Raw genomic sequence first — 9,360 nt, 5'->3', positions numbered from 1 at the left:
CTCCAATCAGATCGCTGTCATCGGTTGTGGTGTTCGATTTCGGCGTGATCAGCTGAAGATCAAGTGGCTCAAGCGATTTCTGAGGGCGGGGTTCTCCGTCAGTGATGGCAGCTCGAGCCGGTGGCTGGTGTCCCTCGAACTCGCCGGGCGCTACCACCGGGCGGCCGTCGACCGGATGGCCGAGGCGTTGCGGGTCATCTTCCCGCCGGGCTTCGCCGAACGCATCGGCGCCGACGCGGTCGACGATCTCGCCGACTGCATCCTGCGCTACGCCGCGATGGTGCTGCTGCTGCCCAGTACCCAGCCCCTGGACACCCCCGACGATCTCCGCGCGTTTGCCCGCCGGCATTTCCTGCCGAGCCTGCCCATGGCGCTGCGGGGTGTGCCCGCCTGAATCGCGTCGCTGTTTCGTTGCTCACACTTTGGGGCAGTCGTAGGGCCATGAGCGCCGAAGAGAAGACCGAAGAGCGTCAGCAGGGGGAGACCCCCAACGTCCAGCTCGATCACGTCACCGAACCTCCTGACGAGGATCAGAAGCTGACGGAGAAGCCCGAGGTCACCGAGGAACACAAGGAGAAGGCCAAGGAGATGGCCGAGGCCTACAAGACCGAGAATCTCCAGACCACCACGCTGCCGGGAAGCAGCGGCACGGTCTCGGGCACCTCGGTCACCAACTGGGTCGACGATGAGGACAAGGGCAAGATCGAAACCAGTGCTGACATCGGCAACGTGGAGTACCGCAACACCGAGGAGTTCAAGAAAAAGCTCGAGGGTTAGCAGCGCGCTCGCGGGTCACCGCCCGCGTGCCTAGGCTGGGATCCTGTGACACCACTTGACCGGATCGCGCCCGCGTTCGTGGCGATGGCGCATTCCATCGTGTGGGCCTCCGTGGCCACCGTCGATGCCGACAGCAAACCGCGCTCACGCATCCTGCATCCCATCTGGGAGTGGGACGGCACTGACCTCTTCGGCTGGATCGCCACCGTGCCGAGCCCCGTCAAGCGGGCGCACCTCGCCGTGCACCCCGAGGTGTCGGTCAGCTACTGGACCACCACGCACGACACCTGCAGCGCCGAGTGCCTGGTCGAGTGGTACACCGACGACGACACCCGCCACGCGGTGTGGCAACGGTTCGCGACGGCGCCCGCTCCGGTCGGATACGACCCCGCGATCATCCCGATGTGGAAGGACGGCCCGACGTCGGAGCAGTTCGCGGTACTGCGTCTGGCGCCCTACCGGCTGCGCGTGATGCCCGGCACCGTGATGACGGCGGGCACCGGCGAGGTCATGCAGTGGCACAGGACGTGACGGATGCCGACGTGCGGTCGCTGCCCCTGGCGCCGCGCAACCCGCTGCCGCTGCGGGAGTTGGTGAAACTGGTCCGCCGCCTCGACACCGGTCAGGACGTCATTCGCGACGCGGGCGGACCGGTGACCCGGATCCAGCTCGGTCCCGCCAGGGTCGTCCCGCCGATCGTCGCGGTGATGTCCCCGGCCGGCATGCGAGATGTGCTGGGCCGCAACGATGCAGCCACCGACCGCTGCATCATCCACGAGGAGGTCCGCGGGATGGCGGGCGACAGCCTCTTCGTGCTGCCCAACCGGCAATGGCGGCCGCGCAAGCGGGCACTGCAACCCGTGTTCACCAAGGCCAGTGTGCGCAACTTCGGCGGCCACATGGCAAGTGCTGCACAGGCTTTCGTCGACCGCTGGCCGACGGGCGGTGAGGTGGACCTGGATGTGGAGTGCCGTCGGGTCGCGATGCAGTCGCTGGGCCGGTCGGTACTGGGCATCGACCTGAACGAACGCGGCGACACGATCGCACGGTGCATGCACGTGGCGTCGTCCTACACCGCCGACCGGGCGCTGCGGCCGGTGCGCGCCCCGCGCTGGCTGCCGACCCGGTCGCGGCGGCGGGCGCGTGCGGCGGTCGACGCGATGCGCACGATCACCGACGAGATGGTGGCGGCGTGCAGCGCCGATCCCGACCGGGACGCGCCGTTGGTGCAGGCGTTGATCGCGGCGAGGGATCCGCAGACCGACCGGCCGTTGACCGACGCCGAGATCTCCAATGACCTGTTGATCTTCATGCTGGCCGGACACGACACCACGGCGACGGCGCTGACGTACGCGCTGTGGATCCTCGGGCACCACCCCGAGGTGCAGGAGCGGGTCGCCGCCGAGGCCGCCGCGCTCGGCGACCGCGAGTTGACGCCTGCGGACGTGTCGCGGCTCGGGTACACCGTGCAGGTGCTGCACGAGGCGGTGCGGCTGTGCCCGCCCGCCGCCGGGGTGGCCCGCGTGGTGACCCGCGACATCGAGGTGACGGGCTACCGGGTGGAGAAGGGCAGTCTGGTGGCGCTCGGTCTGTACGCCCTGCACCACGACCCCGAGCTGTGGCCCGATCCGATGGCGTTCGACCCGGACCGGTTCAGCCCGGAGAACGTCCAGGCGCGCGACCGCTGGCAGTTCCTGCCGTTCCTCGGGGGCGGGCGGCCCTGCATCGGCGAGCACTTCGCCCGGCTCGAGACGACGCTCGCGCTCGCGACCGTGGTCCGGGCGATGACGGTCGAATCACTCGACGACGACTTCGAGTGCGAGGTGCCGTTCACGACGGTCGCCAAGGGGCCGATCAGGGCGCGGTTGACGCCGCGGTCGTGAGTAGCACCGCCTGCTCGAACGGCAGCACCGCGAACAGCGGCCGCATCCATCCGGTGACCGACGGCGCAGCCTCGGCCTTGCTCACCACCCGGGGATCGGTGACCGGAAACGAACGGCCGTAGCGGCGCATCGTGCCGCCGCCGGCGGCGGTCAGGTTCTTCAGCCAGTCCCGGTCGGGCCCGTAGGTCAGCAGCACGGCGATCCCGTCGCGGGTCGGGAACACCGTCAGCGGGGTGCGGTACAGCGCGCCGGACCGGCGGCCGACGTGGGTGAGGATGCCCATCGTCGGGGCCCACCCGGCCCCAGAGCCGCTGGATCGGGTTGGTGACGTGGCGGTTGAACCGGGCCAGCCATTGCGGCAACTGCATACGGACATCACACTCTTCAGTCGTGGCTTATCTCAAGCCCCCGTGGTTCACGCGGCGGATCTTCAACCGCATCGCGATGGCGTTCGGCGTCGGCGGCAGCACGACGCTGACCGTGACCCGACGCGGGACGGGCACCTCTCAGCAGATCCCGGTGGTCGTGCCCGAGGTGGACGGCGTCCGGTACCTGGTGTCGACGCGCGGGGAAGCGGACTGGGTCAAGAACGTGCGGGCTCACCCGTCGGTCGCCGTCGGTGACACCGCGTACATCGCCTCGGAGATCCCGGTCACCGAGCGCGCGCGCGTCATCGCGGCCTACCGGCCGCTGGCCGGCAAGGTGGTCGAGAGCTACTGGCGCGCGCTGCCCGAGGACGCCGACCATCCCGTGTTCGCGCTCACACCCGTGGAGTGACCACTACACCCTGTAGTTGACCGTTTTGACCCGGCTGGGACACTGGTGCCATGAGCAGTACCGACGTCTCCGCGAAGCTCTTCGCCGACGCCGCCTCGGTCATCCCCGGCGGAGTGAACTCGCCGGTGCGTGCGTTCAACTCCGTCGGCGGCACTCCCCGGTTCATCACCTCCGCCCAGGGCTGCTGGCTGACCGACGCCGACGGCAACCGCTACGTCGACCTGGTGTGCTCCTGGGGGCCGATGATCCTCGGGCATGCGCATCCCGCGGTGGTCGAGGCGGTGCAGCGGGCGGCGGCCGACGGGCTGTCGTTCGGGGCGCCGACGCCGTCGGAGTCCGAGTTGGCCCGCGAGATCATCGACCGCGTCGCGCCGGTCGAACGGCTGCGGCTGGTCAACTCCGGCACCGAGGCCACGATGAGCGCCATCCGGCTGGCCCGCGGCTTCACCGGCAGGGCGAAGATCGTCAAGTTCTCCGGCTGCTACCACGGCCACAGTGACGCGCTGCTCGCTGATGCCGGCTCGGGTGTCGCGACGCTGGGCCTGCCGTCGTCGCCCGGAGTGACGGGTGCGGCCGCCGCGGACACCGTGGTGCTGCCCTACAACAACGTCGCCGCCCTCGAGGACGTGTTCGCCCGGTTCGGCGACGAGATCGCGTGCGTGATCACCGAGGCCAGCCCGGGCAACATGGGCACCGTGCCGCCGTTGCCCGGCTTCAACGCCGAACTGCGCCGCATCACCGCCGCGCACGGCGCGCTGCTGATCTCCGACGAGGTGATGACGGGGTTCCGGGTCAGCCGTTCGGGCTGGTACGGCCTGGATCCGGTGGACGCCGACCTGTTCACCTACGGCAAGGTGATGAGCGGTGGTCTGCCCGCCGCAGCCTTCGGCGGCCGCGCCGACGTGATGGGCCGACTGGCCCCGCTGGGGCCGGTGTACCAGGCGGGCACGCTCTCGGGTAACCCGGTCGCGATGGCCGCCGGCCTGGCCACGTTGCGCGCCGCCGACGACACCGTCTACGCCACGCTGGACGCCAACGCCGACCGGCTGATCGGCCTGATCGGGGATGCGCTGACCGAAGCCGGTGTGGCGCATCAGATCCCGCGCGCGGGCAACATGTTCAGCGTGTTCTTCGGCGAGGTCGATCCGGTCACCGACTTCGCGTCGGCCAAGGCCACCGAGACATGGCGGTTCCCGGCGTTCTTCCACGCCCTGCTCGACGCGGGCATCTACCCGCCGCCGAGCGCCTACGAATGCTGGTTCGTCTCAACGGCTCTCGACGACGACGCCTTCGGGCGCATCGCCGAGGCGCTGCCCGGCGCGGCGCGCGCAGCGGCTCAGGCGAGGCCCGCGTGACCGGGACGTCCGGCAATCGGACGGTCGTGCACGTGATGCGCCACGGCGAGGTGCACAACCCCGAGAAGATCCTCTACGGCCGACTGCCCGACTACCATCTCTCCGAACGCGGGCAGGCGCAGGCCAAGGCGGTCGCCGACTGGCTGGCCGCCCGCGACATCACGCACGTGGTGGCCTCGCCGCTGGAGCGTGCGCAGGAGACCGCGGCGCCGATCGCGGCGCGGCACGGCCTGGTCGTCGGCACCGACGACGAGCTGATCGAGTCGGCCAACGTCTTCCAGGGGCAGAGGGTCTCCCCTGGCGACGGCGCGCTGCGCGATCCCCGCAACTGGTGGCACCTGCGCAACCCGCGCACCCCGTCGTGGGGCGAGCCGTACACCGAGATCGCCGCGCGGATGACGCGGGCGGTGCGGCGCGCGGTGGTGAAGGCGTCCGGTCACGAAGCCGTCTGCGTCAGCCATCAGTTGCCCGTCGAGACACTGCGCCGCTCGATGACCGAGAAACCGCTGCACCACTTTCCGACCCGGCGCATGTGCAACCTGGCGTCGGTCACGTCGTTCTACTTCCACGACGAGGCCTGTGTGGGCTGGGGGTACGCGGAGCTGGCCGGGCAGTGAACCGGCTTGTTGCCCTGCTGATGGCGGTGGTCGTGCTCGCGGGATGCTCGACCGGCCGCGACGCCGTCGCGCAGGGCGGCAGCTTCGAGTTCGTCGCGCCGGGTGGCAAGACCGACATCTTCTACGACCCTCCGGCTGAGCGCGGCACACCGGGTCCGGTGTCGGGGCCGGATCTGATGGACACCACGAAGACGTTGTCGCTGAAGGATTTCGACGGGAGGATCGTCGTCCTCAACGTGTGGGGACAGTGGTGCGGTCCGTGTCGCACGGAGATCACCCAGCTGGAGCAGGTGTACCAGGCCACCCGGGACCGGGGCGTCGCTTTCCTCGGAATCGATGTGCGCGACAACAACATCGACGCCGCCCGCGACTTCGTCATCGACCGCGGCGTGACGTTCCCGTCCATCTACGACCCGGCGATGCGCACGCTGATCGCCTTCGGCGGACGGTATCCGACCACCGTGATCCCGTCCACGGTGGTGCTCGACCGGCAACACCGGGTCGCCGCGGTGTTCCTGCGGGAACTGCTGGCCTCGGACCTACAGCCGGTCGTCGAGCGGTTGGCGGCCGAGAAGTGAACTTCGCCGAGGTGACCTCAGGGGGTCCGCTGCTGATCGCCATGGCGGTCAGCCTGCTGGCCGGCATCGTGTCGTTCGCGTCGCCGTGTGTGGTGCCGCTGGTGCCTGGCTACCTGTCCTACCTGGCCGCCGTCGTCGGTGTCGAGGACTCCCCGTCCTCGGTGAAGGTGCGCGGTGCGCGGCTGCGGGTCGCCGGCGCGGCCGCGCTGTTCGTGGCCGGTTTCACGGTGGTGTTCCTGCTCGGCACCGTCGCGGTGCTGGGGATGACGACGGCGCTGATCACCAATCAGGTGCTTTTGCAACGCATCGGCGGGGTGATCACGATCGTGATGGGCCTGGTGTTCATCGGGCTGGTACCGATGTTGCAACGCGACACCCGGTTCACCCCGCGCGAGATCTCCACCCTGGGCGGCGCCCCGCTGCTGGGTGCGGTGTTCGCGCTGGGCTGGACGCCGTGTCTGGGGCCGACGCTGACCGGGGTGATCGCGGTGGCATCGGCGACCGAGGGCAGCAACGTCGCCCGCGGCGTGATCCTGGTGATCGCCTACTGCCTGGGGTTGGGGATTCCGTTCGTGCTGCTGGCGTTCGGCTCGGCCCGTGCGGTCAGCGGGCTAGGCTGGCTGCGCCGCCACACCCGCGCCATCCAGATCTTCGGTGGCGTGCTGCTGATCCTGGTGGGCGCGGCACTGGTGACCGGGCTGTGGAACGAGTTCGTGTCCTGGGTGCGCGACGCGTTCGTCAGCGACGTGAGGTTGCCGATCTGATGCGCCTTTTCGCCTATGCGCGCAACACCTGGCGCACGCTGACCTCGATGGGCACGGCGCTGGTGCTGCTGTTCCTGCTCGCTCTCGGCGCCATCCCCGGCGCCCTGCTGCCGCAGCGCAGCCTCAACGAGACCAAGGTGGCCGAGTACCTCGCCGAGCATCCGACGATCGGGCCGTGGCTGGACCGGGTGCAGGCCTTCGACGTGTTCTCCAGCTTCTGGTTCACCGCGATCTACGTGCTGCTGTTCGTGTCGCTGGTGGGCTGTTTGACCCCGCGACTGGCCGAGCACATGCGCAGCCTTCGCGCCGAGCCCGTCGCGGCGCCGCGCAATCTGTCCCGGCTGCCCAAACATCACACCGCAGAGGTGCCCGGCGACGACGTCGTCGCGATGGCCGCGGCTGTCGACGAGACGTTGTCGGGGTGGCGGCGCTTCACGCGCCACGGAGACAGCACTGAGATCTCAGCGGAGAAGGGGTATCTGCGCGAGTTCGGCAACATCGTCTTCCACTTCTCGTTGCTCGGCCTGCTCGTCGCGATCGCCGCGGGCAAGCTGTTCAGCTACGAGGGCAATGTCATCGTGGTGGCCGACGGTGGTCCGGGCTTCTGCTCGGCGTCGCCGGCCGCGTTCGACTCGTTCCGGGCCGGTAACACCGTCGACGGCACGTCGCTCTATCCGATCTGTGTGCGTGTCAACGACTTCCAGGCGACCTATTTGCCCAGCGGGCAGGCCACGTCGTTCCAGGCCGACATCGACTATCAGGCCGGCGGCGACCTCGACTCCGGCACCTGGCGGCCGTACCTGCTCAAGGTGAACGAGCCGCTGCGCGTCGGCGGGGACCGGGTGTACCTGCAGGGCCACGGCTACGCGCCGACCTTCAGCGTCAAGTTCCCCGACGGCAAGACCCGCACCCAGACGTTGCAGTGGCGTCCCGAAGACCAGATCACCTTCTTGTCGTCGGGCGCCATGCGGTTCGACCCGCCCGGCGGCACCTATGCCGACGAACGCGAACGCCGCAAGAATCAGATCGCGATCCAGGGTCTGTTCGCGCCCACCGAGCAGCTCGACGGCACGCTGCTGTCGTCGAAGTTCCCGGCGATGAACGATCCCGCGGTGGCCGTCGACATCTACAAGGGCGACACCGGGCTGGACACCGGCCGGCCGCAGTCGCTGTTCTCCCTGGACCCGCGGATGATCGACCAGGGCCGGCTGAGCAAGGTGGCGCGCGTCAACCTTCGGGCCGGGCAGGACACCCGGTTGCCCGACGGCACGATCGTCCGCTTCGACGGCGCGGTGCCGTTCGTGAACCTGCAGGTCTCCCACGACCCGGCGCAGGTCTGGGTGCTGGTGTTCGCGATGACGATGATGGCGGGCCTGCTGGTGTCGCTGATCGTGCGGCGCCGACGTGTGTGGGTGCGGCTGACGCCGGGGCCTGCGGGTACCGTGAACGTCGAGCTGGGCGGTCTGGCCCGCACCGACAACTCGGGGTGGGGCGACGAGTTCGAGCGCCTGACGACGAAGCTGCTCTCGGCGATCGAGGAGGCGGAGCCGGTGCGCCGGCGGGACGGCACAGAGAAGGAAGCGGATCGCGCATGAACACCACCCACATCGATCTAGGACTGGCCCGCTACTCCGACTGGGCGTACACCTCGTCGTTGGTGGTGCTCGTGGTGGCGCTGCTGCTGCTCGCCGTCGAACTGGCCTACAGCCGGGGCCGCCGGGTGGACAGCCGTGAACTGGTGAACGCCGGATCGGTGACGACCGACAGTGCGACGCCCGGCCGGGTGGTCGACGCGCCGCGACGGCCGTTCGACGAGCGGATCGGCTCGGCGGGGCTCGCGCTCGTCTACGTCGGCATCGGCCTGCTGCTGGCGTGCATCGTGTTGCGTGGGCTCTCCACCTCGCGGGTGCCGTGGGGCAACATGTACGAGTTCATCAACCTGACCTGCTTCTGCGGTCTGGTGGCCGGCGCCGTGGTGCTGCGCAAACCGCAGTACCGCTCGCTGTGGGTGTTCGTTCTCGTCCCGGTGCTGATCCTGCTGACCGTGTCGGGCAGGTGGCTGTATTCGCACGCCGCGCCCGTGATGCCGGCGCTGCAGTCCTACTGGCTGCCGATCCACGTGTCGGTGGTCAGCCTCGGTTCCGGGGTGTTCCTGGTCGCCGGCGTGGCGAGCATCCTGTTCCTGCTGAAGATGTCCCGGCTGGGTGATCCCGACCGCAGCGACGCGATCGGCCGCATCGTCGCGCGGCTGCCCGACGCTCAGACTCTGGACCGGATCGCTTATCGGACAACGATCTTCGCGTTCCCGATCTTCGGGTTCGGCGTGATCTTCGGCGCCATCTGGGCCGAGGAGGCGTGGGGCCGGTACTGGGGCTGGGATCCCAAGGAGACCGTGTCGTTCATCGCCTGGGTCGTGTATGCGGCGTACCTGCACGCCCGCTCGACGGCCGGGTGGCGCGACCGCAAGGCCGCGTGGATCAACGTTGTCGGGTTCGTCGCGATGGTGTTCAACCTGTTCTTCATCAACCTGGTGACGGTCGGCCTGCACTCCTACGCGGGCGTCGGCTAGGGGGACCGGGGTGGTGTACACGGCGGCGTAGAGGTTCTCG

10 protein-coding genes and 2 pseudogenes are annotated in these 9,360 nt (G+C 69.3%); 11 read left to right on the top strand and 1 reads right to left on the bottom strand.

Features of this window, described 5'->3' with window-relative positions; genetic code table 11:
• From MCHUDSM44219_RS26085 to MCHUDSM44219_RS26070, 4 genes and pseudogenes are all read left to right on the top strand, one after another.
• Positions 1-394: pseudogene (locus MCHUDSM44219_RS26085) on the top strand (hypothetical protein); the annotation flags it as partial.
• A 47-nt stretch (positions 395-441) separates the two neighbouring features.
• Positions 442-777: a hypothetical protein gene (locus MCHUDSM44219_RS26080; protein WP_048421176.1), complete on the top strand. Its 336-nt coding sequence runs from the start codon at positions 442-444 to the stop codon at positions 775-777.
• 45 nt (positions 778-822) lie between these two features.
• Positions 823-1,308 (top strand): pyridoxamine 5'-phosphate oxidase family protein, encoded by a 486-nt coding sequence (locus MCHUDSM44219_RS26075; protein ID WP_109777987.1) that lies wholly within the window; start codon positions 823-825, stop codon positions 1,306-1,308.
• Entirely contained in the window at positions 1,293-2,660 is a 1,368-nt protein-coding gene (locus MCHUDSM44219_RS26070) for a cytochrome P450 (protein WP_048421175.1), read from the top strand. Before MCHUDSM44219_RS26075 ends, MCHUDSM44219_RS26070 begins: the two co-directional genes overlap by 16 nt.
• On the opposite strand, the pseudogene MCHUDSM44219_RS26065 reads toward MCHUDSM44219_RS26070, so the two are convergent.
• Positions 2,632-3,028: pseudogene (locus tag MCHUDSM44219_RS26065) on the bottom strand (nitroreductase family deazaflavin-dependent oxidoreductase). The gene MCHUDSM44219_RS26070 and the pseudogene MCHUDSM44219_RS26065 sit on opposite strands and share 29 nt — an antisense overlap.
• 22 nt (positions 3,029-3,050) lie before the next feature.
• On the opposite strand from MCHUDSM44219_RS26065, the gene MCHUDSM44219_RS26060 reads away from it, so the two are divergent.
• From MCHUDSM44219_RS26060 to ccsB, 7 genes are read left to right on the top strand one after another with little or no spacing between them, the layout of a single operon-like run.
• Positions 3,051-3,437 (top strand): nitroreductase/quinone reductase family protein, encoded by a 387-nt coding sequence (locus MCHUDSM44219_RS26060; RefSeq protein WP_048421174.1) that lies wholly within the window; start codon positions 3,051-3,053, stop codon positions 3,435-3,437.
• A gap of 50 nt (positions 3,438-3,487) precedes the next feature.
• A complete protein-coding gene (gene hemL, locus MCHUDSM44219_RS26055) occupies positions 3,488-4,792 on the top strand; it encodes a glutamate-1-semialdehyde 2,1-aminomutase (protein WP_048421173.1) in 1,305 nt (434 codons plus the stop codon).
• A 35-nt stretch (positions 4,793-4,827) separates the two neighbouring features.
• Positions 4,828-5,409, top strand: a complete 582-nt coding sequence (locus MCHUDSM44219_RS26050) for a histidine phosphatase family protein (protein WP_048421180.1) — start codon at positions 4,828-4,830, stop codon at positions 5,407-5,409.
• Complete coding sequence (locus MCHUDSM44219_RS26045; RefSeq protein ID WP_048421172.1) at positions 5,406-5,987, top strand: TlpA disulfide reductase family protein; 582 nt, start codon at positions 5,406-5,408, stop codon at positions 5,985-5,987. Before MCHUDSM44219_RS26050 ends, MCHUDSM44219_RS26045 begins: the two co-directional genes overlap by 4 nt.
• 41 nt (positions 5,988-6,028) lie before the next feature.
• The gene (locus MCHUDSM44219_RS26040; protein WP_048421179.1) at positions 6,029-6,751 is read left to right on the top strand and encodes a cytochrome c biogenesis CcdA family protein; all 723 of its coding nucleotides are present in this window, start codon (positions 6,029-6,031) and stop codon (positions 6,749-6,751) included.
• Positions 6,751-8,346 carry a cytochrome c biogenesis protein ResB gene (gene resB, locus MCHUDSM44219_RS26035; protein ID WP_082162408.1) on the top strand — a complete coding sequence of 532 codons (1,596 nt, stop codon included), beginning with the start codon at positions 6,751-6,753 and terminating at the stop codon, positions 8,344-8,346. The genes MCHUDSM44219_RS26040 and resB overlap by 1 nt, the downstream gene beginning before the upstream one ends.
• Positions 8,343-9,320, top strand: coding sequence for a c-type cytochrome biogenesis protein CcsB (gene ccsB / locus MCHUDSM44219_RS26030; RefSeq protein ID WP_048421171.1), 978 nt, complete (start codon positions 8,343-8,345; stop codon positions 9,318-9,320). Before resB ends, ccsB begins: the two co-directional genes overlap by 4 nt.
• Positions 9,321-9,360 lie beyond the last annotated feature (40 nt).

Origin of the sequence: Mycolicibacterium chubuense, assembly GCF_001044255.1 — a bacterium.
Classification (GTDB): Bacteria; Actinomycetota; Actinomycetes; order Mycobacteriales; family Mycobacteriaceae; genus Mycobacterium; species Mycobacterium chubuense.
The sequence above is the reverse complement of the archived record's forward strand: the minus strand, read 5'-3'. Positions and strand labels throughout refer to the sequence as shown.

Bases quoted from the DNA above. Each gene is read 5' to 3' on its own strand.
- MCHUDSM44219_RS26080 (WP_048421176.1), top strand. From the start codon at position 442: ATGAGCGCCGAAGAGAAGACCGAAGAGCGTCAGCAGGGGGAGACCCCC.
- hemL (WP_048421173.1), top strand. From the start codon at position 3,488: ATGAGCAGTACCGACGTCTCCGCGAAGCTCTTCGCCGACGCCGCCTCG.
- MCHUDSM44219_RS26050 (WP_048421180.1), top strand. From the start codon at position 4,828: ATGCGCCACGGCGAGGTGCACAACCCCGAGAAGATCCTCTACGGCCGA.
- MCHUDSM44219_RS26040 (WP_048421179.1), top strand. From the start codon at position 6,029: ATGGCGGTCAGCCTGCTGGCCGGCATCGTGTCGTTCGCGTCGCCGTGT.
- resB (WP_082162408.1), top strand. From the start codon at position 6,751: ATGCGCCTTTTCGCCTATGCGCGCAACACCTGGCGCACGCTGACCTCG.
- ccsB (WP_048421171.1), top strand. From the start codon at position 8,343: ATGAACACCACCCACATCGATCTAGGACTGGCCCGCTACTCCGACTGG.